Raw genomic sequence first — 25,851 nt, forward strand, 5'->3', positions numbered from 1 at the left:
AGAAGTACATTTTATTAAGGCCAGTCGGGGACACCGTTCGATCCACTTCCGTCAGGTCCGGGGTCCGGCTTGTTGTGGGTCCTATGGGGTCGGCACCTTCGCTCCGCCACAGCCGTGATCGATCCGGCCGGTGGTGAAGTAGGCCACCACGTCTGCGGCGCATTCGGGCACGCGTGTGGCCGATACGTGGACGTCGTCGTCGACGGTGTAGACCTTGCCGCCGATGGCGGCCTGCGTCTGCAGCGTCCACTTGTAGGCCGACATGATGTCGTAACGGTGTCCGGACAACACCAGCGATCCTCCAGTGCGGTGTACCCGGGTCTGTTGTACGGGCAGCGGCCAGCCGGCGCATCCGGCGCCGAAGTAGGAGGTCGTCACCGGGTAGCGCTTGAGGCGCTGCTGGTAGGCGGTCCAGGCGGCGGAGAAGCCGTGCCGGCTCTGATCTTCGTTGCAGATGGTCGCCCGGTTCATCGTCATGTTCACCATCTCGGGTGCGCCGGGGACGGGCTTGGCCGGTTCGGCGCCGAAGATCTTTTTGACGGTGGGCGGTGCTTGGGGGCCGGTCGCGGCCCGCAGCTCGGCGAGCGCCCGGCCGGCCTGCGGCCATTGGGGTGAGGTCGTGCCGGCGAGTTGGGCGATCGAGGCGCCGTCGATGGGCCGGTTCAGGTCGGTGAACGTCCTGGGGCCGGCGTCATAGTCGTGGCGCAGCTTCAAGACCGCGGCCCGTACCTGCTGTGTGGTGGTGCCCAGGCCGTACGTCGTGTGGTAGCGCGCGAGCCACGCCGCCATACGCGCGAAGTTCCGCTCTGTGGCCTCGGCGACCCCCTTGTCGTGCTCGTCGAAGCTGGTGTACGGCGGCGCCGGGCTGTCCAGGAAGACGCGTCCCGTACGGCCGGGGAAGAGGCTGCGATACACCGCGCCGAGCCAGGTGCCCCAGGAGAAGCCGAGGATGTTGAGTCTGCGCTCACCGAGTGCGGCCCGCACCCGATCCAGGTCCCGGGCCACATTCGCGGTGGTGAGCTGCCCGAGGAAGGCCGGATCGGTCCGCCCGCACGCGGCGTTGTCCGCCGCCATGGCCTCGTAGATCCGCTTGGCCGACGCCTTGGTCAGCGGTCCGGGTCCCGCACCGGGAGGAGGCGTACTCTCGCAGTTGGTCTTGGTGCTGTAGTTCACCCCACGGGGATCGAAGCCGATCAGGTCGTACCGGTCGTTGAGCCGGGCGATCACCTTGTTCCTGAGCGTCAGACTGATGGGGTCGAGATATCCGCTGCCGCCGGGCCCGCCGGGCGCCATTGCCAGCGCGCCGAGCCGGTGCTCGGTGTCCACGGCGCCCAGCCGGGTGACCGCGATGCTGATCTTCCGGCCGTCCGGGTGGCGGTAATCCAGTGGCACGCTGACCGTCCCGCACTCCAGGCGTTTCAGCTGCGCGCGGAACTGCGGAATCTGCTCGCTGGGGGCACCCAGGCTCGCGATCACCTCATCGGAATAGGTGGGGCAGGGCCTCCAGTCGACGGCCGAACCCGACCGACTCGCCACGCCGGCAGCCGGCACCGCGGTGCTCAGTGTCGCACTGCCCAGCGTCAGCACCACGCAGGCCAAACCGCCCACGCCACCGACCGTCGCACGTCTCATAACGAACCCTTTCCTCGTGGCGACACGAATGCCGAGGAGACTGCCAAGGAGCCGGTCACAGCGACGTCACAGAATCGGTCACCGCCTCGGGCCGATCGGACATGGTCGTCGGCGTCCGCGACTGGTTGAGTCGGTGGGCGTGATACCTGACGCCATCGCTCACGACCAGGCCCGCGTCCTTCTCCGGAATGCCGAAAAGACCGAGCAGCGGGATCGCCCGACCGCCGAAAGCCTTGACGTCGTACGCCGTCATGGCGGGTTCGCGCTCAGGACGCCCGAGCGGTTCGGCGGGGCCTGGGCCGACGCCATCACCGTCGCTCGCCACCTGTCGGGGGTGGGCCGGTACTGCCCGTCCACCGCCTGGATCGCCGGTACCTGTGCGACCGCCAAGACCTTCACTCACGACGTCTTCGGCGACGCGGTACCGCCCGATTGCTACGCCGACCCGGACGCGCTCGCCTGCGGATCCGGTCTGGCGGCGGGCGACGGAGAGCCCGAGCCGGGCGGCATCCGGGTCAGCGGCCGTTGGCCCTACGTCTCCGGCTGTGAGGACGCGTCGTGGGCCGGCCTCGGGCTGACGGTCAACGGCGCGTACGTGTTCGCGGTGATTCCCATGGCCGACCTGGCCGTCGAACGGACCTGGCACTCCGCCGGCATGCGCGGCACCGGCAGTCACACCGTCGTGGCCCGGGACCTGCTGGTGCCGGCGGAGCGGGTGAGTCCGGCGAAACCACCGGCTCACGCCGCCACGGTGTTCTACCGAATCACGGTGCTCGCCCCGGTGGTGGGCGCGGCACGCGGCGCGCTCGACATCGTGAACGAGATGTTCGCCTCGGATCGCAAGCCGCACATGACGGCGTACGCGCGGATGGGCGATTCGCCGGCGGCGCGGCACTGGCTGGCCCAGGCGACGCTGCTCGTGGACCGCGCCGAACGCACCATGCTCGCCGCCGCGCAGGCCATCGACGCGGACGACATCACGGAGACCGACCACGCCCGGCTGAGAATGGACCTGCCGGACGCCGCCCGCGACTGCCGGGCCGCCGTGGAGCTGATGCTGGACCTGCACGGCGCGAGCGGCTTCGCCACGACCAACGCGCTGCAGCGGTACTGGCGGGACATCGCGGTCGGCAGCCGCCACGCGCACCTACGGGCCTACATCGCGGCGGAGGACTACGGCCGGGCTCTCGTCGCTGAAAGCTGATCGTCGGCGGACCGCGACGGAACGGAAGGACCGAGGCGCAACCTGCGCGTTATGCCCTGATTGTGGGCATATGGGTGTTTTGTGGCGAGAATCGCTATACTCCCCGAGCTGTACGCCATCAAGTCGGCCGTGTGGATGGGATTCATCCGCGTACAAGCGTGGCTGGCCAACCACTCGGAGGTCCGCCCGTGATCGACATCCGTCTCTACTGCGCTCCGGTCGCCGGCGTGGAAGGGCGGCGACGCCGCGCCGGCGCACTGCCCCGCTCGGCCCCGCGCTCCCGTCTCGGCGTACCCCTCGCCCTGGCGGCGGTGGTCGTGTGAGCACCTTCATGATCTGGGGCGTCCTCATCGGCATCGCCCTCGCCGCCGGCGCCGTGTTCTGGCGCGTCCGCGCGCGTGACCACGCGGACGGTGATGACCCGGACGTTAGTTGGTTCGGCCAGCTGGGCGAAGGGTCCGGAGAGGACACCTTCCTCGACCGGCGTTTCGCCGCCGGCGACGCCAGCCGACGACGCATAGCGCGAATCGGCGAGCGCCGGCTGCCATGACCGTCGTCGTGGCCACTTGACGGACGTACGGCCCACGGCGAGGGCACATGAACATCGACGACAACGCCCCCTGAACTCGCGCCGGGTGGAGTCGGATGTCCACCCGGGATACGGCGGCTGACCCACGACGATGGGGCCGCCGGCTTCCTAACGTGGCGGCGTCCAGTTGACGTACCCCGCGGAGGAGGTGGGATCGGTGAGCGGTCCCGTCGAGATCATCCTGATCATCGGTGCGGTCGGCTACATCCTGGCCCGCCGTCTGCTCGGCGAGCCCGCCGAAGCCAAGCGCCTGCTGCTACTCCCCGCCGTGCTCGCAGCCGTCGGGTTGACCGATCTGGCCAAGGTGCCCCAGTCCCCGGTCTCCATCGGATTCCTGGTCGGCTCCACCGCGCTCAGCCTGGTGCTGGGCCTGCTGCGCGGCGCGAGCATTCGCGTGTTCGCCGAGGACGGCATCGTCCATCTGCGCTACACGGCCACGACCGTGGTGTTGTGGGGGATCAACCTCGCGGTCAGGTTCGGCGCGAGCGTCGTGCTGGGCGTGGTGGACCCGACCGCGGAGCACGCCGCCGGCAGTGGGCTGATGCTCACGCTCGGTGCCGGCATGGTGGTGGAGGGGCTGGTCGTACTGTCCAAGGCGATGCGCACCAGCGGCCGGGTCATCTGGGCGAAGGGGCGCGACGGCGCACCGCACACGATGTCGCCCCTGCTGGACGGGTTGCAGCAGAAGGCGCGGATCCGCGATCCGCACCACCCTGACCGATGACCGTGACCGATAGGGGCGGACAATGTCCGGCGATGAACACCGAGCCGGACAACACCGGGATTCCCGTCGGCGACGCGCCGGCGGGAACCTCGGCACGGTTCCCCGACGAACTGATCCGCCCGTTCGTCATCGGGACCCTCTCGGTGCTCAGCCTGATCCAGCTCATCGAGCGCCCGCCGGTCCGGCTCCCCGGACTTACCTGGGGCTTGGTGGTGGTCACCATCGCCGCAGGAGCCGTGTCGTCGATCGTGCCCTGGCGTCGCCTGCCGAGCCGGATGCAGATAGCGCTGGTGTCGCTGTTCATGGCCGCCGGCGCGCTGTTGTTCCCGCTGTCGGGGACCACGGCGGCCGACGCGTTGGTGTTCCTCGCCTCCGTCACCGCTGGCGAGAAGCTGGCCTCCCGGCGGGCCGCGTTCACCATCGTCGGGGCCGGGACCGCCATCGCGGCCACCGCGACCTGGGTCGCCATCGACCTGCTGCACGTACCGGACGTGGGGACCTGGTGGGTCTCGCTCATCGTGGGCCTGCCCCTCTACATCGGCCTCGCGCGCCGGGAACGGGCCGACGCGGTGGCCGCCTCCGACCTCGCCGCCCGGCAGAGCCGGCGCGCGGCCGCGTCCGAGGCGCGGGAGGCCGCGCTGGAGGAACGGGGCCGCATCGCCCGCGAGATCCACGACGTACTCGGCCACGCCTTGTCCGGCGTCGCCATGCAGTTGGACATGGCCGACGCCCTGCATGCCGAAGGCCGCGACCAGGACGCCAACGAGGCCGTACGGCGAGCACGGGCCCTGGCGGTGTCCGGGATCGGGGAGACCCGCCGCGCGATCCACGCGCTGCGTGAGGACACGTTGCCGCTTCCTGAGACCATCGCCCAGATCGCGCGCGGGAGCACGGCCGGATTCGAGATCCGGGGTGAGCCCGGCGAGGTTCGGGTCGAGGTCGCTCAGGCCGTCATCCGCACCGCCCAGGAGGCGATCACCAACGCGCATCGGCACGCGCCCGGCGCCGAGGTGCACCTGCTGCTCGACTACTCCGACCGGCTGATCCGGCTCGCGGTCACCGACGCCGGAACGGCCGAGCCCGGCACCCGGCCGAATCACTCGGGCAGCGGGATGGGCCTGGTCGGGATGCGCGAACGTGCCAGTCTGCTCGGGGGCACGCTGTACGCCGGCCCTGCCGAATCGTCCGCCCCAGGCTGGACAGTGCGATTGGAGTTGCCTCGATGACGTCGATCCGGCTGCTGGTCGTCGACGACCAGGCCGCGATCCGGGACGCGCTCGCGGTCATGCTCGACCTCGACCCGGACATCACCGTCGTCGGCACCGCCGCCAACGGCGAGGAGGCGGTCACCGCGGTCGGCGAGCTCGACCCGCAGGTCGTACTCATGGACCTGCACATGCCGGTCATGGGCGGGGTCGAGGCCACCAGCCGGATCCAGGCCGCCCGGCCCGGCCTGCCGGTCGTGGTGCTGACCACCTTCGAGGACGACGAGTCCATCCTCGCCGCGCTGCGCGCCGGCGCCCGCGGCTACCTCACCAAGGACTCGGACCGTACGAAGATCGTCCAAGCCGTACGCGGCGCACACGCCGGCCAAGCCGTCCTCGACCCCGACGTGCAGTCGCGGCTGCTCGCCCTCGCCACCCGCGCCCCCGCGCCCGAGCCGGACACGGCTGTGCCCCTGACCGCGCGAGAACGCGAGATCCTCGACCTCATCGGCCAGGGTTTGCGCAACAACGAGATCGCCCGGCGGCTGTACATCACCGAAGCCACCGTGAAGACCCACATCAACAATCTGTTCACCAAGGCCGATCTGCACTCTCGCGCCGAGGCCGTACGGTTGGCCCTCACCCTCGCCGGGAGCGAACAGCCTTAGGTGGAGATCGGGTGGAGAGACCTCGACCCGCCCGACCTCCACCCCATCTCGGTTCACCAACCGATGTGGGAGACATGCTCGGATTCCTCAATTGTGGCCGCAACAGAGCGAAACCGCGAATCTGAAAGGCCGCAGCCATGGACATGGGCGTATGGATTCTGAATCTGGGCGTACTCTTCGTCGTACTGGAATCCGATCTCGGCACGCGGAAAGTCACCAAAGCTCGCGTTCTCCGCCCGGTCATCAGCGCCGCGCCATCGTGCCGATCTTCATCGACAAACTCGCCACCAGCGGGTACGGCCTGATGCTGGAAATCGCCGGCACGGCCGCCGGGCTGTTGCTGGGCCTACTGACCAGCGCCTTCATGCCCGTACATGAAGGTCCTTCTCCAGGTCAACGCCAGGACGGCACTGACCGGAATCGGCCGAGCCCGTTCAGGTCTTTTCGTCCGAATCTAGACTGCTTTACCGGTTGAAAATGCGTTAATATACCCCGTTGCCCGCAATGCAGCGCGCATCAGCGTGCTCCTTCCAGGCTTCTTCCGGAGGCAGTCATCTTGAGCATGTCCTTGGGTAGACATTTGCGTTCCGCTCTCGTTTCCGTCACTACGCTGAGTGTCGCGTTGGCCGTAGCCTCTCCCGCGATCGCGGCGAGCGCGGCACCGCCCACGCCGATTGAGCTCTTCAACGGAGATCGGACCTGCTCGACGGACGTCAACGCGCCTACCTACCTCTGGGGCGGCGGAGGCGTCCTCATCGAAGGCCTCTCCTCGGAGACCGATGGCTCCGGCCCATTCCTCACTGAGAATTTTCAGGTCTGGCCAGTCAGCGATCCAACGCAGACGACCGCCCTGTCCAACCAATACGTGGTCTCCGGATCGGAGGGGTCGGTCACCGTACCGGCCCGCAGTTTGTCCGATGGGCAGACCTACGCCTGGCAGGCGCAGGCTGTTGGGGAGGGTGACCCCTCCGCGTGGTCGGCGCCGTGCTATTTCACGGTCGACAACACCAGACCCTCGAATCCGCCTACGATCAGCTCGTCGAACTACTCCCAGGACGGCTTGAACCAGGGAGGGGCGCCGGTCCAGGTCACCCTCGGCTCCAACGGTGTCAGCGATGTGGCGGGCTACGTCTTCTCTTGGGTGGGGACCCTCCCGGTGGCGGGTGGGGCGAACATCGGCTCCCATGGAATCCCCGAGCCGATCGACCCGTACACGAACACGGCCTACTTTGCCCGTGCTTCCACGCTGGGCGGCTCCACGACGCTGAGTCTGATTCCTCCGACCGGCGCGGGTCCGATGACGCTCACCGTGGCGAGCCTCGACCGGGCCTACAACGAGTCGTCGGAGGCCACCTACCGCATATCCGTCAAGTCGACGGCCCCAACGATCAAGCAGTTGGACCCGAACCCCGAGTTCGGCGAACAGACTGAATTCCTTCTTCAACCCGACCCGGGGTTGCAGGCAGCGAGTCCGGTGGTCGGCTACACGGTGCGGTTCTCCGGACAGACAGACCAGACGATCAACGTCAAGGCCTCGGCCGACGGCACTGGAACGGTACGGGTCACGCTCGACGGCAGCATGGAGGACTCCATGTTCGTGACCAGCAAAAGTTCGGACGGGTGGGTGAGCGACAGCACCTTCTGGAACCACACGTTCGACACGACGCCCACCGTAAGTTCGGACGTCTACCGGGAAAACCAGTCGAGCGGAGGTGTGGGAGTCCCGAGCACCTTCACGTTCGCCCCGAAGGTGAAGCACATCGTGAGCTACACATACTCCTTCAACTACGGGCAGACCGTCACGGTCGACGCCGGTGATGATGGCGCGGCCAAGATCAACTGGACGCCGAGCCAGGGTGGCTTCTACGACCTCGAGGTCTACGCCACCACCAGAGACGGGCTCCAGGTCACGCCGTACGACTATTACTTCACCGTCAGCTAACGCCCGTTCAGAGCTGAGACGGCCGGTGACGTGTTATTCACACACCGGCCGTCACCGGTCGTCCGGAGATGACGCCTGATCAGTTTCCGGCGGACTGATAGGTGGCGACGATCACTCCGGTGCCGGTCGTCACGGAGTCGACCAATCGGAAGGTCGACAGCTCCGAGCCGGAGTCCGGGAACAGTCGTCGGCCGGAGCCGAGCGTCAGCGGGTGGATCAGAAGGATGAACGTGTCGATGAGTGGCAGTAGCGACCGGACCAGCACCCCGCTGCCAAACACCACCAGGTTCTCCCGCAGTTCCTCTTTCAACCGGCTCACCGCGTCAGCGGCGTCGCCCTTGAGGAGCGTCGAGTTCTGCCAGGCCAGAGGCTCGGTCAGGGTGGTCGACGCCACGTACTTCTGGACTCGGTCGAGGGCCTCGGTGAACGGGTTCGGTGCCTGCTTCGGCCAGTAGTCGGCAAAGCGCTCGTACGTCGTCCGGCCGGCCAGCAGGGACCACGAGTTCGACATGTGCGCGCCCATCACCTCCTGCATGGCCGGGTCCTGGCCTCGGTTCGCCCAGCCGCCGTGCCGGAAGCCATCCCGTGGGTCCTCCTCGGGGTGCCCCGGAGCCTGCATCACGCCGTCAAGCGTCAGGTGCTCGATCACGATGAGCTTGCCCATGCCGCGTCTCCTTCGTCGTCGTTCACCGGCGTCGCCGGCCTCATCACCTACACGAACGACAGACCGCCGGATCGACACGGCGTCGGAGGAGACCACCCGCCCCCGCGGTCGGTCCTACAACTGCCGGCCGGCCGGACGGGTCCACGGGATCAGTGCCGGGACGCGGGCGCGGTAGGCCTCGTAGGAGGCGCCGAACTCGCCCGCCATCAGGCCATCCTCGATCCGCACCCGGCGCAGCAACCAGGGGACCGCGACCGCCAGAAGAATGATCCAGATGCCGAAGCCGCAGGCCAGCATGCCGCCGATGGTCAGGCCGAGGAGACCTGTGTAGATGGGATGGCGGACCAGCCGGTACGGACCGTCGGTACGCAGTTGATGGTGTTCCTGGAGCATCGGGATGCTGGCCCACATGGTGCCCAGGACCCAGCGGGCCCAGAGCAGCAGAGCGGTGGAGGCCAGGGCGATCAGGGCGCCCAGGAGCGCCAGTTCGGGCTGCCAGTACCGCAGATGACGCCAGAAGGAATCCGGAAAACGTCTCACCACCGCGATGAACACGCCGACGCCGACCATGAGCAGCGCCCGGCGGGTCAGGCTGCGACGCTGGCCACGGACCCAGCCGCCCAGGCCGGCTTGATTTTTCATACCGAAATAGACGGCTCCCAAAGCCCAGGCCACAACGAAGATCAGGACGCAGGCGCCGATGAGAGCGACGAGTACGGAATGAAGTGAGTCCATGACCAAAGGCTGCTCCGCCGGCGAAGTAGGTCACCACCACCCACAGGCTGAATCGAAAGGCTCCACCCATAGGTGAAGTCCCGTCGCTGCCCGGCGCGCCGGGTGGGACTGGTTCAGTTACGGACGTAGAAGGGCGCGAGCGTGCTCCGGGCGTCGGTGATGGCGCGGGTGGCGTTGGGGCCGAAATGCGCGATCACACTGAGTTGCTCGCGCAGATGGAGCACGGGCATGCGGGCGGTCCAGCCGGCCGGCGAGGGGTTGAGTTCCTGGTAGCGGGCGAAGAATCGCTGAGAGGCCGCGGGGCGGGAACAGCACCACAGCATGGACAGGTCGACTTCGGCCCAGGTACGGGAGATGGCCGGGTCGATGACGGCGATCCGGCCGTCGGACCGGCTGAGCAGGTTGGCCGCCCACAGATCGCCGTGGGTCAAGACCGCCGGCATGGCGGGGATCACCTCGGGTAGGCGGGCGCACAGGCGTTCCACGGCTCGGCGGTCGGCGGCGGTGAGGGCCTGCTCGACGAGTGGCTCGGCCAGGTAGCGCAGCAGCCGGTGCTGGGCGAAGAATTCGTGCCCGTCGGCGCGCCAGGTGTTGACCTGCCGGAGTCGGCCCAGGTAGCCGTCGTGGTGCCAGCCGAACCGGTCGCCGGCCGTGCTGCGGTGCAGGGCGGCCAGGTCATCAGCGAACGCCTCCCAGGAGCGTTCGCTGTCATCGCGGTCTGCCAGTGCCTCCAACAGCAGCAATCGCCTGGTCACTGCCAGGACCCGCGGGGTCGCCGCATGGCCGCTCCCGGCCAGCACGGCCAGCCCGTCGGCCTCGATCTGGAACAGGCCGGGGGCCGCGTCGGCGAGGGTCTTGCCGACCATGTGCGTGCCGTCCGCACAGGCGATCAGCCAGGTGTCGGCAACGGCCCCGCCGGACAGCCGCCGCACCACGCGGGCACTGCCGGCTCGCCCGAGCGCGCGAAGTTCGCTGTGCAGGACGCCGTCGATGGGTTCTTCTGCCCGCGATGACATCGTCAGTCAAGGTACTGCGCAGGACGCGCCTCGCCGCGAATCCAGTCGCTGCCGTCCTGGCGAATCTGACCGTCCCATCCCATGTCCCGCAGCCGGTCTTGCAGGGCCTCAGGATCCACGAAGTTCTTCACGATCTGGAACGTGCTGCCGTCTCGCAACCGCCGTTCGACGATTTCGTTGGCGTCCGAAACGTAGGTTTCTTTCTCGCGGACATTGACGTGCTCGTCGATGAACAACACTCGTCCGTCCTCGGCGAGGAGACGCCGCAGCATCCGCCAGAACTGTTCGAACCGGCTCGTCGGCACGTGGGAAAGCCAGGCCGAGAAGAAGATCACATCAAACCGGCCGTCCGTCGTCCACGAAAAAACATCGGCGATCTCGAACGTGACGTTGCCCGACCTCACTCGATCACGAGCGATGGCCACCGCCTCGGGCGCCGCATCGATCGCCACGACCGTGTCGGCCACGGCCGCGAGCGCCTCTGTCCACAGGCCGGTTCCGCAGGCGATCTCCAACACTCGTCCGCTCGGACGCATCCGCGCGACCAGCCGCGCGATGCGCTCACGAGCCGCAGCGACATCCCCGTACGCGGTCACGTCGTACTCGCTCGCACGGCGACGGTAATAACCGACCTGATCGGCCAGAACCTCGTCCATGCCATACAGATCATCACGCTGCGGCGGCCGAGTCCAGCTATGAGAGGCCGCATCCAATAGAGGCCTGGCAGCACCTCTCAGAGAGGAGCCTGCCGCCACGGAAACTGACAATGTGCTACCGAACAAACGCGGAGCGCTGAGCTTGTTGACACTCTGTCGAAGTAGGAGATTTCCGGCGAACTTGACCAAACCACCTATATGACTAGATGGTGGCACGATGTCGCAGGAGCCATCGATTCGTGTGCCTGCGGCTACCAGAGGACTCGAGGAGAGGAGAAGACCGAATGGTCTTCCTAGGAATCGTCCTGGCCGCCGCCGCAGTAGCAGTGGGTGTCGGCATCATCACCGAGAACTCGTCATCCGCCTCGCTCAGCATCTTTGGCCATCATGTGCCCGGAGTACACACCAACGCACAGGTATTCATCGTCGGAGGGATCGTCTCAGCGTTCGTCATCGTGGGCCTCGCGATGTCGTTGCTCTCACTACTACGTTCCATGCGCGTCCGCCGCGAGCTCCACGACCTGCGGGATGAACGCGAGGAGTCGATGTCGGCGCTGGTGACGAAGAATCAGCAGCTGGAGCGGGAGCTGGCCCGCACCCGCGTCGGTGCTGGGAGCGTGTCGGCGACGGGCCAAGTACCCGTCACCGCCCAGCAGGGTCGTGCCGCGGAACCGGCCTCCCAGTTCTTCGACCAGTCCGTGTGACCCACCGCCTCCTACGCGCAAGAGCCGCTACAAGCGGCGTCTCTTGCGCGTAGGAGGCGGTGTCACTCCTGGAAAGCGGAAGGTCGGCGCTCCGGTCCCCGCCCACCGAACATGACCTGCCATCGATCGCCTCGCTCGGGGTAAGAGGGGTGCGCTGTGGTCGTACGACGGGAGGCGCTGTGGATCACCCCAAGACCGCGTTCGTACTGGGTGGCGGCGGGCTGCTGGGCGCGCATGAGGTCGGCATGCTGCGGGCGCTCGCCGAGGCGGGAATCCGGCCGGACCTGGTCGTCGGGACCTCGGTCGGCGCGTTCAACGGGGCGTTCGTGGCCTCGGACCCGGCGGACGCCGTCGACCAGTTGACCAAGGCGTGGCAGGGCGACGGGGCGGGGTCGGTGTTCGCCGGCTCGTTCTTCAGCCGCGTGTCGACTCTGATCCGTTCCGGCACGCACCTGCACTCGGCCGACCTGCTGGCGACCGCGCTGGGCGAGCTGATCCCCGTCGACCGGATCGAGGACCTGGCCGTGCCGTTCCACTGTGTGGCCGCCAACGTCGAACGCGCCGAGGCGCGGTGGTTCAGTCGCGGGCCGCTCGTCCCGGCGGTGCTGGCCTCCTGTGCCGTCCCCGGTGTTCTTCCGCCGGTCCGCATCGGCGACGAGCACTTCTACGACGGCGGCCTCGTGCACAGCATCCCGGTCGGCCGGGCCCTGCGGCAGGGGGCTCGGACGGTGTACGTCCTGCAGGTCGGCCGTATCGAGGCGCCCCTCACCGCGCCGACCAGGCCCTGGCAGGTGGGACTGGTCGCCTTCGAGATCGCCCGGCGGCACCGGTTCGCGGAAGAGATGGCCGAACTTCCCGATGACGTCACCGTCCACGTCCTGCCCACCGGGTCGACCGGCCAGGGCGCGGGCCTGTCCCAGTTGCGCTACCGCGATGCCTCACGGGTCGAGTCGAACATCGAGCGGGCGTACGCGGCGAGCCGTGCGTACCTGTCGGACCAGTGACCCTCCATGCTCCCCCCACGGTTCGTCAGGCGCCTGGTCCTTCCGCCGCTGCTGTTCGCGGTGGCGATCGCGGCGGTGGCGGTCTCCCCGCTGCTCCTGTTCATCGGCGTGGTGGCCTCGCGCGGCCGCCGTCGGTTCCTGCGGATAGCGGTCATCTCGATCTACTGGCTCGCCCTCGAGTGTGTCGTACTCACGGCGTGCCTGTTCCTGTGGGTGATCCGCGGCTCCTTCGAGACCGTACGCACGCGGCACTACGCGCTGTGCGGATGGTTCCTCACCCGCGTGTACGGCGTCGCCGTCCGCGAACTCGGGCTCGTCGTCGAGATCCAGGAACCGCTCGAGGCGGCTGCCGAGCGCCCAGTGATCGTGCTCAGCCGGCACGGCGGGCCCGGCGACTCCTTCCTGATCGTGCATTACCTGCTCAACGTGTACGCGCGCCGGCCCCGGATCGTCATGAAGGCCGCCCTGCAGCTCGATCCCTCGGTCGACGTTCTGCTGAACCGGCTGCCGAACGCGTTCGTGCCGAGCGGCCCCGCGCCGCGCGAGCGGATCGTCGAGGAGATCGGCCGCCTGGCCACCGGGATCGGCCCCGCGGACGCGCTGCTGATCTTCCCCGAGGGCGGGAACTTCACGCCGCGGCGCCGGGTGCGTGCCATCCGCCGGCTGCGCCGCCAGGGCCGGCCGCATGAGGCCGAGCGCGCCCGGAGGATGGCGAATGTCCTGCCCCCGCAGCCGGCCTCGCTCGCGGCGATCGACGCCGCGCCGGGCGCCGACGTCGTGTTCGTCGCCCACACGGGGCTCGACGACATCATGACCGTCGCTGACGTCTGGCGACGGATCCCCCTGGAACAGCCGCTACGCGCGCAGTGGTGGCGCGTTCCGTGCGAAGCGATCCCCGGGGACGACCGGGAGCGATGGCTCTTCGACTGGTGGCAGACGATCGACGCCTGGATCGCGGGCAACCGGCCGCAGCCCACCGCCACGGATCACCAAGGCACCGCCGGGAACGCGCCGTCAGTCGAGGAGGCGGCGGAGCAGGACGAGCGATTTTGAGAGTTGCGCCCGCTCGGCGGCGTTGAGTCGGCCGGCGATCGCGTCCGTGAGGTTCTCGTGGCCGGCGTCCCGGCGTTCGGCCAGCAGGCGCTTGCCGTCGTCCGTGATGACCAGGAGTTTGCGTCGCCGGTCGCCGGGGTCCGGTGCGCGCCGTACGAGTCCGCGGTCGACCAGGCCGGCCACGGAGACCGCGACCGACTGGTGAGTGATCTTGTCCAGCCGGGCCAGGTCGGCGACGGTGTGCGGGCCCTCGCGGTCGAGGCGCTTCAGGAGCGAGACCTGCGACAGCGTCACTTCGCGAGCCGGCGATACCGCCCGGACCTGCCGGACCAGCGCGCCGACCAGGAACTGGAGCTCATCGGCGATGGCCGCGGCGTCCGACCCTCCGTCAACCTCCACCGCTTCTTCTCCCATGCTTGCCGCGTTCCGTCTCATGTCCGCTAAAGTACAGGAAAACTGCGCAGTCTAGTTGCGCATACTGGCGGGGAGTGAGGCGCGTGGTGAGCGATGACGTCGCTGGTCGGCTGAAGATCGGCGGGAGGGAGCGCGGCTTCACGATCCGGCTGCCCCGGGCAGCGCCGGATGACCGGCGGATGCCGCTCGCGCTCGTTCTGCACGGCAACCATTCGGACGCGGGCGGATGGATGATGCGTGAGTGGACGACCTTCGACGAGCAGGCCGATGCCTGGGGTCTGGCCGTCGTCTACCCGGATGCGTGCGATGGGTGCTGGGCGGACGGCCGTGGTGTCACGACGTCCGACGAGGCGGGCGTGGACGACGTCGCCTTCCTCCGCGCGATCATCGACTGGTCGGCCGAGCGGTACGGCACGTCGCCGGATCGGGTCGTGGTGGCGGGGATCTCGGGCGGCGCCTTCATGGCCCACCGGATGGCGATGGAGGCGAGCGACCGGGTGGCGGTGCTGGCGGCCGTCGCCGGTGGGCTGCCCGCGGCCCTGCGCGACCTTCAGCCGTCGCACGCGGTGTCGGCGATGCTGATCCACGGCACGGCCGACAAGCTCTCACCGATCGACGGTGGCCACTCCCGCCACCGCGGCCCGGACGGCGAGCTGCGCGGTCGCATGCTCTCGCTGCAGGAGACGGCCGAGCACTGGCGCGCCGTCGACCGGTGCCCACCCGGACCAGGCGAGACACACACCACCGAGCTCTCCAGCCGCACCACGACGGACGGCGGCGTCGGCGGCACCCAGGTCGTCGCCTGGACGGTGTTCGGAGGCGGCCACACCTGGCCGGGTACGCCGACCCCGCCCGAGTGGGACGAGCCGGCCACCGAGGAGTTCGACGCGGCCGAGGAGATCTGCCGCTTCGCCCAGCCCCTGCTCGTCTCCGCCGACGCCCGGCGGCTCTGACCCACCCCCCTTTGGACGAAGACGAAGGAGAAACCCATGGCAGTGATCGGCAAGATGCTGAAGAACCGGCGGGCCGGGCAGACGGGCCTCGCCTGGAACTCATCGAACCTGGCCGGCGCGGACACGCTGACCCTGACCAGCCCGGATTTCGAGAACGAGGAGACGCTCCCGACCGTCCACGCCTCGAAGCGAATCGGCGGCAAGGACCTGTCACCGGCCTTGAACTGGTCCCCGGCGCCTGAGGCCACCGGGCAGTTGCTACTGGTCGTCGAGGATCCCGACGCGCCCACGGCCGCGCCCTTCGTTCACTGCGTCGCCCTGCTGGACCCCACGGTGACAGGTCTCGCCCAAGGGGCGCTCGACGCCGAGAACCCCGCCGACGGCGTACGCATCCTGCGTTCAGGCATGGGCCGCGGCTACCACGGCCCGGCGCCGATCAAAGGTCACGGCCCGCACCGGTACGTCTTCCAGCTCTTCGCTCTCGCCGAGCCGGTCACCGCGGCGTCGAGCGGCGCCGCCCTGGACTCCGCCAAGCCACGGGACGTGCTGGCGGCCGCGGGCGGCGTCCTCGCCCGCGGCCGTCTCGACGGTTTCTACGAACGCTCCTGAGCCGTCGGCCGAAGGCGCGTGATCCTCGGCTCGGTCACAGAGTGCGGCTGGTGGAGGACTGGAAAGCACCCTGGGTCGGGAAGGTGACCTTGAAGTAGTAGCCGTGGCTCTTGGACACGGAGAACTGGAAGGCGCCGTCCCGGCCGAGGGTCGCAGTCCGGTAGGAATGCCAGGTCTTCGAACCCCGAGCCCGGTAGTACAGGCGGACCTTCAGACCACGCAGAGAGGAGAAGGTGGGCTGACCGTTGTACCAGTCGGCCACCATTCCGTTGATGTAGCTCCTCGACGACCTGCGGCTGATGGACGCGGTCCTGAAGTGCGTCTTGTCGGTGACGGTGCTGGTGACCGTACCGGTGCTCGTGGACGTCATGGTGTCGGATGACGCACGCACCCGTGCCTGCCAGTCGGCGGTGCCGAGATGAACACCGGCGACGGTACGGAAACGGCCGTCCGCGTCGGTGTACGTGGCGTTGTCCTTGTGCCAGGTGGTGGAGCCTTTGGGCCGGTAATAGAGGTCGACCTCGCCGTAGATCAGGCCGACCCAGGAATCGCCGTTCCAGCGCTCCACCGTGCCGGTGGCGTAGTAGCCGGAGGAATAGGCATGATGCGCCTCGTCGTGGGACGGAAGGCCGAAGCCGACGACGCGTGTCTTGGACACACCGTCGATCCCGTTGTAGTCGGCTCTGGTGTAATCCGGGAACCACCCTTCCTGGTAGGTGTCCTCCAGGGTGTTGTCGATTTTCCACTCACTGGTCCCGCTCACCCGCTCGGTCAGGCTGAACCGGCCATCGGCGCCGCTGGTCGTCGCGTAGGTGAGCGTCTCCTGGGTAGAGCTGGCCGGCTCCATCGTCAGCGTGAGTGCAGCACCCTGGAATGCCTGCCAGGCACCGTTGACCTGCACCTGCATCGTGCCGGAGAAGGTGACCGGCGTTCCGGCCGGTACGGAGGCGGGCACCGGGTCCAGCACGAGCCGGCTCGGCACATGCGCGGCCTGCAGCAATATCCCCCAACCCGGGGTGCTGCCGGGTTCCAGCCCGGTGTCGCCCGGGAACCTCGCCCAGACACTTCCACCGCTCGGCAGCGTCGTGGTGATCGTGAAGCGCCCGTCGGATCCGGTCGTTCCGGTGGCCACCGTCGTCTTCGTGCCCGCACCGGATGGTGTGAACTCGATCTGCACCGGCTCATTGGCCAGCGGGTCCTTGGTGCGGGCGTCGACGAGCTCGCCGGTGAAGGTCACCGGCTGCTGATACGCCACCGTGCTCGCCGAACTGGCGAAATCGATAATGGCGGTCGACCGTGTCTCGTCTGCGGCCGCGGGAAGGGCCGAGGAAATCAACACGGCGCTCGACGCGGCGAGGGTGGCCAAAGTCCGGAGCATGTACGACCTTAATTCAGTTGATAAGTGGCAAGATCGTACAAGTCGGCGGACACCTTGACGCCGCCATGAACGGCAAATCTTGCCACTTTCCCGATTCGTGATCCTTGTGGCAGAAGCGCGGGCGGGCGGCCGCCGCGATGTCCGGTAGCTGACCTGGCGATTTCCAGCCTGCACCACCTCGGCGGGGCAGGGCGCTGGAGCATGTTCGGGCAGGTGACGGGAGCGACCCGGGGGGTCGCGCGGTGATGCGATGTTCCCGTTCGCAAGACCGCCCCGCCACCCCCTGGAGGGTCCTCCCGATGAGCACGTCGATCGCGCCGACGCCACCCGGCAACGCAGCCCACGCCCCCGCCCTGGAACATAGGCGCGGCCCGTTCGGGGCCGTCCGGCGGCACCCGCTGGTCGCGTTCTTCGTCCTGGCGTACGCCGCGAGCTGGCTGGCCTGGCTGCCGTACGTGCTGTCCGCCGACGGACTAGGGGTCCTGGCCTTCCACTTCCCGAAGGTGCTGGGCACGAACCAGATCACCGGCGTCCTCCCCGGCGCGTACGTCGGGCCGCTCGGCGCGGCACTGGTGGTCACGGCGATCACCGGCGGGCGGGAGGGGCTGCGCGGCTGGCGACGGCGGCTGCTCCGGCTGCGGGTGCGCTGGTACTGGTACCTGATCGTGGTGACCGGTGTCCCCGCCCTGCTGGTGGGCGGCACCTTCGCGCTGCCCGGTGCCGCCGACGGCATCCGGACGCCCTCGATCGCGGTCGCCGCCGCCTACCTGCCCATGCTCCTCGTCCAGGTCCTGACCACCGGTCTGGCCGAGGAGCCCGGCTGGCGCGACTTCGCACTTCCGCTGATCCAGCGCCGCCACGGGGCGGCCCTCGGCACCCTGATCCTCGGCGTGGTCTGGGCCTTCTGGCACCTCCCGCTGTTCTTCACGAGCTGGTCGCTCGCCGGCACCCGGCCCGACACGGCCCACTGGTGGCTCACGGTCGGCACCTTCGTCGCGATGGCCGTGGCGATCAGCTACCTCATCACCTGGGTGTTCAACCACACCAACGAGAGCCTGCCCGTCGCCCTGCTCCTGCACGCGGGCAACAACACCGTCGCCAGCCTCGTCCTGCCGGAGTTGTTCAAGAACACGCAGGACTCGTGGATGCTCACCGCCGGCACCATCGGCTACGGCGCCGCCACGGTCGTACTCCTCATCGCCACCCGCGGCCGCCTCGGCTACCGCGGCCCCCGCGACTGACGCCCGGAAGACGCGCCAAGGCTCCACCGGTGGTCCCGGTGGAGCCTCCAGACCACCATCGGCCACCGAAGATCTTTTAACTGGGCGTGCGGTGAATTACCGTCTTGGCACCCACGAGCCTGGAGTCCGCACGATGCGCAACTCGGTACGCACCGCCCTCGCCGCAGCCGCGGCCACGCTCGGCGTGGCCGCGGCTGCGGCCCTGCCGGCCAACGCCGAACCCGCCCCTCGAGGCGGAGCCCTGCACTCGCTCCGCAGCCCGGACGAGAACTTCTACTTCGTGATGGCCGACCGCTTCAAGAACGGCGACGCGGCCAACGACACCGGCGGTCTCGGGAACGACCGGCTGGTCTCCGGGTTCGACCCCACGAACAAGGGGTTCTACAACGGAGGGGACCTCAAGGGGATCGCGTCGAAGCTCGACTACATCCAAGGGCTCGGGACCAACGCGATCTGGCTGACCCCCAGCTTCAAGAACAAGGCCGTCCAGCTCGAGGACGGACCGTCGGCCGGCTACCACGGTTACTGGATCACCGACTTCACGCGGATCGACCCGCACCTCGGCACGAACGCCGACCTGGCGGCGCTGGTCAAGGCCGCGCACCAGCGCGGCATGAAGGTGTACTTCGACATCATCACCAACCACACCGCCGACGTGATCGGATACAAGCAGGGGGCGCGCACGGCGTACGTCTCCAAGGACCAGAAGCCGTACCGCACCGCCGACGGCAAGCCGTTCGACGACCGCGACTACGCGGGCACCTCGACCTTCCCGAAGCTGGACCCGAACACCTCGTTCCCGTACACGCCGGTTCTCGACGAGAGCGAGAAGCACCTCAAGAAGCCGGACTGGCTCAACGACGTGACGCTGTACCACAACCGCGGCAACACGACGTTCACCGGCGAGGACTCGCAGTACGGCGACTTCTTCGGGCTCGACGACCTGATGACCGAGAACCCGCGCGTCGTGCGCGGGTTCATGGACATCTACGAAACGTGGATCAAGGACTTCGGGATCGACGGCTTCCGCATCGACACGATGAAGCACGTCAATGACGAGTTCTGGCAGACGTTCGGGCCGGGGCTCGTGCGGTACGCGCGGGCGCACGGCAAGCCGGACTTCTTCATGTTCGGTGAGGTGGCCCTCGACGGCAGCGACGCGGCGGCGAAGAGCCTCACCTCGCACTACACGACGCACGACAGAATGCAGGCGGTCCTGGACTTCCCCTTCCAGAGCGCCGCGCGCGACTTCGCGTCACGGAGCCGGGGCAACGCCGCGCTGACGACGTTCTTCCAGAACGACGACTGGTACACCGACGCGGACTCCAACGCCTATGAGCTGCCGACCTTCCTCGGCAACCACGACATGGGACGCATCGGCTACTTCCTCAAGAGCGACAACCCGAACGCCCAGGACGCGGAGCTGGTCGCCCGGGACCGGCTCGCGCACGAGCTGATGTACTTCTCGCGCGGCAACCCGGTCGTCTACTACGGCGACGAGCAGGGCTTCACCGGGGCGGGTGGGGACCAGCTGGCGCGGCAGACGATGTTCGCCAGCAAGGTGCCGGAGTACCTCAAGGACGACCTGCTCGGCACCGACTCGACGCACGCGGTCGACAACTTCAACCCCGGCCACCCGCTCTACCGTACGATCCGGGAGCTCGCGGCGGTCACGAAGCAGCACCCCGCCCTGCGGAGCGGCGCGGAGCAGGTGCGCTACGCCTCCGACGGTCCCGGGATCTTCGCGTTCTCCCGCGTCGACCGTGAACAGCAGCGCGAGTACGTCGTCGCGTTGAACAACGGGACGACGGAGCAGTCGGCCGCCATCCCGACGTACGTCGCCGGCGGCGGCTTCACGAAGGTGTACGGCACCGGGGCGGCCACGCTGCGGAGCAAGGGCGACCGGACCCTCGGGGTGACCGTGCCGCCGCTGTCCGCGGTGGTGTACCTCGCGGACGGCCGGATCCCCGCTTCCAAGGCCGCCCCGGCGATCCGGCTCGACGCGCCCGCGCCCGCGGACGTGTCCCACGGCCGCATGCGCGTCGGCGCGAACGTCGCCGGCTCCTCGTTCGCCGAGGTGACGTTCCAGGCCAAGATCGGGAACGGCCCGTGGCAGCCGATCGGCACCGATGACAACGCGCCGTACCAGGTGTTCCACGACACCAGCGGCTACCGGACCGGCACCCCGCTGCGCTACCGCGCCGTCGTCCTCGACAACGCCGGTCACACCCGCTGGAGCGACGTACGGTCGACGGCCGTGCCGGCGCCGTCGGTGACCGTGACCGCCCCGAAGGACGGCGGCACCGTGACCAGCATCGACCCGGTGACCGTCCAGGCGGGCATCGACCCGGAGCGGGCGACGCAGTCGGTACGGTTCCAGCGCAGCGTCGGCGGCGGCGCCTGGGAGGACCTGGGCACGGACACGTCCTCCCCGGATTACGTCGTCACCGACGACGTCTCGAAGCTGCCGCTGGGCACGCACGTCCGGTACCGCGCCATCCTGATCGAGCCCGGCTCGCGCCCGGTCACGAGCGCGCCGGTCACGGTGACGACCGCCGAGCCCAAGCCGGCGCGGGACCACGTGACGCTGGCCGGGTCGCTGCAGTCGGAGATCGGTTGCGGCGGCGACTGGGACCCGGCCTGCGCGAACAGCCGGCTGTCCTTCGACACGACCGACGGCCAGTGGCACGGCACGTTCACCCTGCCCGCCGGCGACTACGAGTGGAAGATCGCGATCAACGACTCGTGGACCGAGAACTACGGCGTGGGCGGGGCCGCCGGCGGTGAGAACCTGAAGCTCGCCGTGCCGGCGGGCGGCGCCGAGTACCGGTTCACTTGGAACCAGGTCACCCACGTCCCGTCGGTCGAGAAGGTCTCCTAGCCGGTCTCGGCCCGTGTCGTTCCCTCGCCCGGGGAGCGGCACGGGCCTCGGCCGACGGCAGGACCGACGGGCACCGGCGGCGAGCGTCAGGCGTACGACCGGCCGGCACCGGCGGCGAGCGTCAGGCGGCGGTGTCCAGGAGGGAGTCGGCGATCGCCGTACGGGCGTAGAGGACCGAGCGGCCGGCGCGGTGGGCGCTGACCATGCCCGCGTCACGCAGCGCGGTCAGGTGCTGGGACACCCCGGCAGCGGACATGCCGGTGCGGTGGGCCAGCTCGGTCGTGGAGGCCGGCGCCGCCAGCTCGATCAGCAGGAGCGTACGGGAGCGGCCGAGGACGGCGGCGATCGCGTCGGCGCGGCGCACCGGGCGGTGCTCCCACAGCGTGCCGACCGCCCGGGCGGGGTAGGCGAGCTGCGGCGGCTCCGGCGGACGCGACCAGCTGAACACGTGCTCCGCGAAGGCGGACGGGATCAGCACCAGCCCCGGCCCCGCGGTCTCCCGTGAGAGGGAACAGCACCGGCGGACCATCCGCAGGGTGTTGTCGTCCCACCGCAGCGTCGCGTGCAGGTCGTTGAACAGGTGACCGGTGCCGCGCTCGGCGACCTGCCTGGCGCGGTGGAACACGTCGGCGTCCAGCACGGCCCGGATCCTCGCCCAGTACGGGGCCAGGGCGAGCTCCCAGTACGTCTCGATCTCCGCGCAGACCTGGGCGAGGCGGTCCTGCGGATCCGCGCGCAGCGCCGCGAGGCGCGAATCGCCGGCCGTGAAGTGGTCGAGGTCGCTCCGGATGTACTCGGCCGGAGTGGCGCGGATGACGGCCAGCTCGGTTTGGAGTTCGGGCGTCGGCTCGACGGGCGGCGGGGTGAGGAAGTCGGCGAGGTACCCCTGGGGCGGGATCAACCGGGCGAGCCAGCCGTCGTCGAGCCCGGCGGCGGCCACCCGCGGTCGTACCTGCTCCAGCCAGACGCGATGCACCGGATGCGGGGAGCCGGCGATCAGGAGCCGGAAGCTGGCGACGACCTCCCAGATCGGGGAGATGGCGAGCCGGGTGAGCGCCAGGTCGTCCGCGGAGAAGGCCAGTTCGGACTGCATGGGCGCTCCTCGCATTCGGCCATGGCTTAATCAATGGCCGTGAGTCTACGGCAGCCGCACTATTTCGGTCATGCTCTCCACCTTCAGCGGGCTGCCCCGTACTGTCTGGATCATCTTCGCCGGGACCATCGTGAACCGGATCGGCTACGTCGTGACGCCGTTCCTCGTTTTCTATCTGGCGTCGCGCGGCGTCTCCACCCGGCAGGTGCCGTACGTGCTCGGCGCGCTGGGGGCGGGCAACCTGATCGGGCCGGCGCTCGGCGGGCTGCTCGCCGACCGCGTCGGGCGGCGGCCCACGATCCTGGCCGGGCTGCTCGGTACCGCCGCCGCCCAGGGCCTGCTGTACGCCGCCCCGAACGTCCTCATCCTGGCCTTCGCGGCCGTGCTCCTCAGCGGGGCGGGCAGCATGGTCAGCCCGGCCACCGGTGCCCTGATGACCGACGTGGTGCCGGTCGAGGGACGCCGCAGGGCGTTCTCGCTGTTCCACTGGGGCGTCAACATCGGCACGGCGGTGGCCGGCGTCCTCGGCGGGTTCCTCGCCGCGCACGGCTATTGGCTGTTGTTCCTCGTCGACGCGGTGAGCTCGCTGGCGTTCGCCGTCATCGCGGTGACGCTGCTGCCCGGAGGGCGCGGCAGGACGGCCCGCACCGGCACCTCCACGAGCGGAGCGGGGTACGGCGTGGTGTTGCGGGATCCGCTGATGCGGGCGCTGCTCCCGCTGTTCGGGATCGGGCTGATGATCTACTCGCTCACCGAGGTGGCCCTGCCGCTGGCGATCCGCGACGACGGGCTGTCGGCCGCCACGCTGGGCGTGATGGCGACGCTCAACGCCGTCCTGGTGGTGGTCCTGCAGCCGGTGGCGCTGCATGTGCTGTCGCGGTTCCCGCAGGTGCCCGTGTTCGTGGCCGGCAGCGTGCTGGTGGCGGTGGGCATCGCCCTGACGGGGGTCGCCCACAGCCTCTGGGCGTACGCGGGTACGGTCGTGCTGTGGTCGGCCGGCGAGGCGGCGGTCGGCGGCGTCGCGGGCGCGATCGTGGCGGGCATCGCGCCGGAGGACGCCCGCGGCCGCTACCAGGGCGCCTTCCAGTGGGCCTGGGGCATCGCCCGTTTCATCGCCCTCTCCGTGGGGGCGGGCGTCTACGCGTCGGTCGGGCCGGCCACGGTGTGGTGGTTCAGCGCGCTCGCCGGCACCGCGGCGGCCCTGGGGGTCGGCGCTCTGGCTCCGACGATCGCCCGCCGTCAGGCCCTGCCGCTGCCGGCGGAGCCGCCGTCGGAGACACTCAGCCCCGTGCCCGCGTCGGCCTGATCCCCACGTCTGGTCAGAATGACGTGCCCGTACTCGACGACGGTGCCGTCGGACCGCAGGGCGAGCACGAAGTCGTTGCCGCTGGAGAGGGCGGTGATGCCCCGCAGCCGCGGCGGGCTCGCCTGGCCGAACTCGTCCCGGCCCCAGCCGACGACGGTGCCGTCCCACCGCACCGCGTTGACGAACCCGGCGCTGGCGGAGACGTCCCGGATCCCGAAGACCCGGCGGGCGGAGGTGACCTGGCGGAACTCGTCGCCTCCCCACGCCGCGACGGTGCCGTCCGTCCGGAGGGCGACGGCGAAGTCGCTGCCGGTGCTGATGGCGGTGATGCCGCGCAGGAAGCGCGTCAGACTGGACTTGCCGAACTCGTCGTTGCCGAACCCGACCACGGTGCCGTCGCTGCGCAGCGCGAGACCGAAGTCGCCACCGGCGGAGACGGCGATGAATCCATGATTGAGGCGGTTGGCCGAGCTGACCTGCCGGAACTCATCGCCACCCCAGCCCACGACGGTGCCGTCCCACTTCACCGCCAGGGCGAAGTCGCCGCCCGCCGAGATCCCCCGGACGCCGCGCAGCCAGCGCGGCGGACTCGCCTGACCGAACTCATCGCGCCCCCAGCCGACGACCGTGCCGTCCGTACGCAGCGCGATGGCGAAGTCGTTCCCGGCGGAGATGGCCATGATGCCGCGCAGCCGGCGCGCGAAGCTGACCTGCCCGAAGTTGTCCCTGCCCCAGCTGGCGACCGTGCCATCGGTGCGCAGCGCCAGCGCGAAGTCGACGCCCGAGGAGACGGCGGTGATGCCGTGGAGCCGGATGGGCGGGATCGGCATCGGCCGGCCCGGAAGCGACGGCCTGGCCGACGCGGGACCGGGGGCGGCACACGTCAGCAGGGTTATGGCCGCGGCCGCCGCGCGCAGCACCGCACGCCGCCGTGGCGTTCGCGTTCTCTGCCACATGACGATCAGGCTCCCTACGAGACCGGCCGCATGGATGCGACGAATGACGGATCGACACTCCATGCTCTCGCGCGATCACCGAGAGACACGATCGATTCCGGTCACGACAACGTCAGCAGCCGGAAAGGGAACGTCGTGAGTCCCGCGATCCACCGGCGAAAGATCCGCTCCCGTCCCGCTTGTCCGCGATCTCGCTTAGGGGCAGCTCGCCCTTCTCATACCGTGTCAATCGACCTTCGACCGGGTTGGTCGATCCTCGGATCACCCGTCGTCAGGCCCCTGCGGCACCGGCCGCGCCTCACGTGCCCGAGATCACGACCGAGCCGTCCCCCGCACGCTGAGGCAGCACGACGTGGCCGAACTCGACGACGGTGCCGTCGGCCCGCAGGGCGAGCGCGAAGTCGTTGCCGGTGGAGATCGCGACGACACCCCGCAGCCACCGCGGCGGACTCGCCTCACCGAACTCGTCGTTGCCCCAGCCGACCACGGTGCCGTCCCAGCGCACCGCGTCGACGAACGCGGCGCTGGCGGAGACCCCCCGGATCCCGAAGACCCGCCGGGCCAGGGTGACCTGGCGGAAATCGTCGGCGCCCCAGCCCACGAGAGTGCCGTCCGTCAGGAGGGCGAGGCCGAAGTTGGTGCCCTTGGTGATGGAGATGGCGCCGCGCACGAAACGCGCCAGGCTGGATTTGCCGAACGCGTCGCTGCCGACGCCGACAATGGTGCCGTCGGTGCGCAGCGCGAGGCCGAAGTCTCCGCCGGCGGTCACGGAGGTGATCCCGGAGAGACGGTTCGCCGAGCTCACCTTCCGGAAGGTGTCGCTCCCCCACGCCACCACGGTGCCGTCCCACTTGACCGCCATGGACCAGTCGCCGCCGGCCGAGATGCCCCGGACGCCGCGCAGCCAGCGCGGCGGGCTGGCCTGACCGAACTCATCGCGCCCCCAACCGACGACCGTGCCGTCCGTACGCAGTGCCAGCGCGAAGTCGTTCCCGGCGGAGATGGCCGTGATGCCGCGCAGCCGGCGCGCGAAGCTGACCTGGCCGAAGTTGTCCCTGCCCCAGCTGGCGAGCGTGCCGTCGGTGCGCAGTGCCAGCGCGAAGTCGACTCCCGCGGAGATCGCGGTGATCCCGTGGACCCGGACGGGTGGGATCGGCATCGGCCGATCCAGGAGTGACGGCCCGGCCAACGCCGAGCCGGGGGCGGCACACGTCAGCAGGGTCA

General features: G+C 69.4%; 26 protein-coding genes. 15 read left to right on the forward strand and 11 right to left on the reverse strand.

The annotated features are described in order from the left end of the window. Positions 1 to 81 precede the first annotated feature (81 nt). Positions 82 to 1,632: an alpha/beta fold hydrolase gene (locus ACYVF7_RS56705; protein ID WP_460356578.1), complete on the reverse strand. Its 1,551-nt coding sequence runs from the start codon at positions 1,630 to 1,632 to the stop codon at positions 82 to 84. Positions 1,633 to 1,765: 133 nt separating this feature from the next. On the opposite strand from ACYVF7_RS56705, the gene ACYVF7_RS56710 reads away from it, so the two are divergent. The 6 genes from ACYVF7_RS56710 to ACYVF7_RS56735 all read left to right on the forward strand — a co-directional run bounded on the left by ACYVF7_RS56710 (position 1,766) and on the right by ACYVF7_RS56735 (position 6,022). After that, complete coding sequence (locus ACYVF7_RS56710) at positions 1,766 to 2,836, forward strand: acyl-CoA dehydrogenase family protein (RefSeq protein WP_460356581.1); 1,071 nt, start codon at positions 1,766 to 1,768, stop codon at positions 2,834 to 2,836. 188 nt (positions 2,837 to 3,024) lie between these two features. Beyond that, complete coding sequence (locus tag ACYVF7_RS56715; RefSeq protein WP_460356582.1) at positions 3,025 to 3,159, forward strand: hypothetical protein; 135 nt, start codon at positions 3,025 to 3,027, stop codon at positions 3,157 to 3,159. Next, positions 3,156 to 3,386: a hypothetical protein gene (locus ACYVF7_RS56720; RefSeq protein ID WP_460356585.1), complete on the forward strand. Its 231-nt coding sequence runs from the start codon at positions 3,156 to 3,158 to the stop codon at positions 3,384 to 3,386. The genes ACYVF7_RS56715 and ACYVF7_RS56720 overlap by 4 nt, the downstream gene beginning before the upstream one ends. A 196-nt stretch (positions 3,387 to 3,582) precedes the next feature. Further along, positions 3,583 to 4,149, forward strand: a complete 567-nt coding sequence (locus ACYVF7_RS56725) for a hypothetical protein (RefSeq protein ID WP_460356587.1) — start codon at positions 3,583 to 3,585, stop codon at positions 4,147 to 4,149. A gap of 32 nt (positions 4,150 to 4,181) precedes the next feature. Then, on the forward strand, positions 4,182 to 5,375 hold the full coding sequence (locus ACYVF7_RS56730) for a sensor histidine kinase (protein WP_460356589.1): 1,194 nt from the start codon (positions 4,182 to 4,184) through the stop codon (positions 5,373 to 5,375). Continuing rightward, the gene (locus ACYVF7_RS56735; RefSeq protein WP_460356591.1) at positions 5,372 to 6,022 is read left to right on the forward strand and encodes a response regulator; all 651 of its coding nucleotides are present in this window, start codon (positions 5,372 to 5,374) and stop codon (positions 6,020 to 6,022) included. The genes ACYVF7_RS56730 and ACYVF7_RS56735 overlap by 4 nt, the downstream gene beginning before the upstream one ends. A gap of 243 nt (positions 6,023 to 6,265) precedes the next feature. Here the strand turns inward: ACYVF7_RS56735 and ACYVF7_RS56740 are convergent, their stop codons facing one another. Then, complete coding sequence (locus tag ACYVF7_RS56740) at positions 6,266 to 6,388, reverse strand: hypothetical protein (RefSeq protein WP_460356594.1); 123 nt, start codon at positions 6,386 to 6,388, stop codon at positions 6,266 to 6,268. Between the two features lie 544 nt (positions 6,389 to 6,932). Between ACYVF7_RS56740 and ACYVF7_RS56745 the strand changes: the two genes are divergently transcribed. Beyond that, positions 6,933 to 7,964 carry a hypothetical protein gene (locus ACYVF7_RS56745; protein ID WP_460356597.1) on the forward strand — a complete coding sequence of 344 codons (1,032 nt, stop codon included), beginning with the start codon at positions 6,933 to 6,935 and terminating at the stop codon, positions 7,962 to 7,964. 79 nt (positions 7,965 to 8,043) lie between these two features. Here the strand turns inward: ACYVF7_RS56745 and ACYVF7_RS56750 are convergent, their stop codons facing one another. The 4 genes from ACYVF7_RS56750 to ACYVF7_RS56765 all read right to left on the reverse strand — a co-directional run bounded on the left by ACYVF7_RS56750 (position 8,044) and on the right by ACYVF7_RS56765 (position 11,035). Beyond that, a complete protein-coding gene (locus ACYVF7_RS56750; protein WP_460356598.1) occupies positions 8,044 to 8,628 on the reverse strand; it encodes a dihydrofolate reductase family protein in 585 nt (194 codons plus the stop codon). Between the two features lie 114 nt (positions 8,629 to 8,742). Then, positions 8,743 to 9,363 (reverse strand): methyltransferase family protein, encoded by a 621-nt coding sequence (locus ACYVF7_RS56755; RefSeq protein ID WP_460356600.1) that lies wholly within the window; start codon positions 9,361 to 9,363, stop codon positions 8,743 to 8,745. Positions 9,364 to 9,476: 113 nt separating this feature from the next. Then, positions 9,477 to 10,379 (reverse strand): fructosamine kinase family protein, encoded by a 903-nt coding sequence (locus tag ACYVF7_RS56760; RefSeq protein ID WP_460356601.1) that lies wholly within the window; start codon positions 10,377 to 10,379, stop codon positions 9,477 to 9,479. 2 nt (positions 10,380 to 10,381) lie between these two features. Continuing rightward, positions 10,382 to 11,035: a class I SAM-dependent methyltransferase gene (locus ACYVF7_RS56765; RefSeq protein WP_460356603.1), complete on the reverse strand. Its 654-nt coding sequence runs from the start codon at positions 11,033 to 11,035 to the stop codon at positions 10,382 to 10,384. Positions 11,036 to 11,319: 284 nt separating this feature from the next. On the opposite strand from ACYVF7_RS56765, the gene ACYVF7_RS56770 reads away from it, so the two are divergent. The 3 genes from ACYVF7_RS56770 (at position 11,320) to ACYVF7_RS56780 (ending at position 13,796) form a co-directional block, all read left to right on the forward strand. Beyond that, positions 11,320 to 11,739 (forward strand): hypothetical protein, encoded by a 420-nt coding sequence (locus ACYVF7_RS56770; RefSeq protein ID WP_460356605.1) that lies wholly within the window; start codon positions 11,320 to 11,322, stop codon positions 11,737 to 11,739. A gap of 179 nt (positions 11,740 to 11,918) precedes the next feature. Next, the gene (locus ACYVF7_RS56775) at positions 11,919 to 12,743 is read left to right on the forward strand and encodes a patatin-like phospholipase family protein (protein WP_460356608.1); all 825 of its coding nucleotides are present in this window, start codon (positions 11,919 to 11,921) and stop codon (positions 12,741 to 12,743) included. Positions 12,744 to 12,749: 6 nt separating this feature from the next. Next, a complete protein-coding gene (locus tag ACYVF7_RS56780) occupies positions 12,750 to 13,796 on the forward strand; it encodes a 1-acyl-sn-glycerol-3-phosphate acyltransferase (RefSeq protein WP_460356610.1) in 1,047 nt (348 codons plus the stop codon). Here the strand turns inward: ACYVF7_RS56780 and ACYVF7_RS56785 are convergent. Beyond that, positions 13,758 to 14,195 (reverse strand): MarR family winged helix-turn-helix transcriptional regulator, encoded by a 438-nt coding sequence (locus tag ACYVF7_RS56785; protein WP_460356611.1) that lies wholly within the window; start codon positions 14,193 to 14,195, stop codon positions 13,758 to 13,760. The genes ACYVF7_RS56780 and ACYVF7_RS56785 overlap by 39 nt on opposite strands. Before the next feature lie 101 nt (positions 14,196 to 14,296). On the opposite strand from ACYVF7_RS56785, the gene ACYVF7_RS56790 reads away from it, so the two are divergent. Continuing rightward, positions 14,297 to 15,163: a CE1 family esterase gene (locus tag ACYVF7_RS56790; RefSeq protein ID WP_460356613.1), complete on the forward strand. Its 867-nt coding sequence runs from the start codon at positions 14,297 to 14,299 to the stop codon at positions 15,161 to 15,163. A gap of 36 nt (positions 15,164 to 15,199) precedes the next feature. Beyond that, entirely contained in the window at positions 15,200 to 15,772 is a 573-nt protein-coding gene (locus ACYVF7_RS56795) for a YbhB/YbcL family Raf kinase inhibitor-like protein (protein WP_460356616.1), read from the forward strand. Positions 15,773 to 15,806: 34 nt separating this feature from the next. Here ACYVF7_RS56795 and ACYVF7_RS56800 read toward each other — a convergent pair whose 3' ends face one another. Then, complete coding sequence (locus ACYVF7_RS56800) at positions 15,807 to 17,027, reverse strand: hypothetical protein (protein ID WP_460356618.1); 1,221 nt, start codon at positions 17,025 to 17,027, stop codon at positions 15,807 to 15,809. Between the two features lie 422 nt (positions 17,028 to 17,449). Here ACYVF7_RS56800 and ACYVF7_RS56805 point away from each other — a divergent pair, with 422 nt between their 5' ends. Further along, on the forward strand, positions 17,450 to 18,391 hold the full coding sequence (locus tag ACYVF7_RS56805; RefSeq protein ID WP_460356620.1) for a CPBP family intramembrane glutamic endopeptidase: 942 nt from the start codon (positions 17,450 to 17,452) through the stop codon (positions 18,389 to 18,391). A 133-nt stretch (positions 18,392 to 18,524) separates the two neighbouring features. Next, on the forward strand, positions 18,525 to 21,272 hold the full coding sequence (locus tag ACYVF7_RS56810) for an alpha-amylase family glycosyl hydrolase (protein WP_460356623.1): 2,748 nt from the start codon (positions 18,525 to 18,527) through the stop codon (positions 21,270 to 21,272). A 121-nt stretch (positions 21,273 to 21,393) separates the two neighbouring features. On the opposite strand, the gene ACYVF7_RS56815 is transcribed toward ACYVF7_RS56810, so the two are convergent. Continuing rightward, positions 21,394 to 22,365 (reverse strand): ArsR/SmtB family transcription factor, encoded by a 972-nt coding sequence (locus tag ACYVF7_RS56815; RefSeq protein WP_460356626.1) that lies wholly within the window; start codon positions 22,363 to 22,365, stop codon positions 21,394 to 21,396. Positions 22,366 to 22,435: 70 nt separating this feature from the next. Here ACYVF7_RS56815 and ACYVF7_RS56820 point away from each other — a divergent pair, with 70 nt between their 5' ends. Next, entirely contained in the window at positions 22,436 to 23,671 is a 1,236-nt protein-coding gene (locus ACYVF7_RS56820; protein WP_460356628.1) for an MFS transporter, read from the forward strand. On the opposite strand, the gene ACYVF7_RS56825 is transcribed toward ACYVF7_RS56820, so the two are convergent. Together ACYVF7_RS56825 and ACYVF7_RS56830 are read right to left on the reverse strand one after the other, a co-directional pair. Next, positions 23,605 to 24,627, reverse strand: a complete 1,023-nt coding sequence (locus ACYVF7_RS56825; RefSeq protein WP_460356631.1) for an RCC1 domain-containing protein — start codon at positions 24,625 to 24,627, stop codon at positions 23,605 to 23,607. The two genes, ACYVF7_RS56820 and ACYVF7_RS56825, sit on opposite strands and share 67 nt — an antisense overlap. 298 nt (positions 24,628 to 24,925) lie before the next feature. Further along, positions 24,926 to 25,786: an RCC1 domain-containing protein gene (locus ACYVF7_RS56830; RefSeq protein ID WP_460356633.1), complete on the reverse strand. Its 861-nt coding sequence runs from the start codon at positions 25,784 to 25,786 to the stop codon at positions 24,926 to 24,928. Positions 25,787 to 25,851 lie beyond the last annotated feature (65 nt).

It is taken from the genome of Actinoallomurus acanthiterrae (assembly GCF_054775715.1).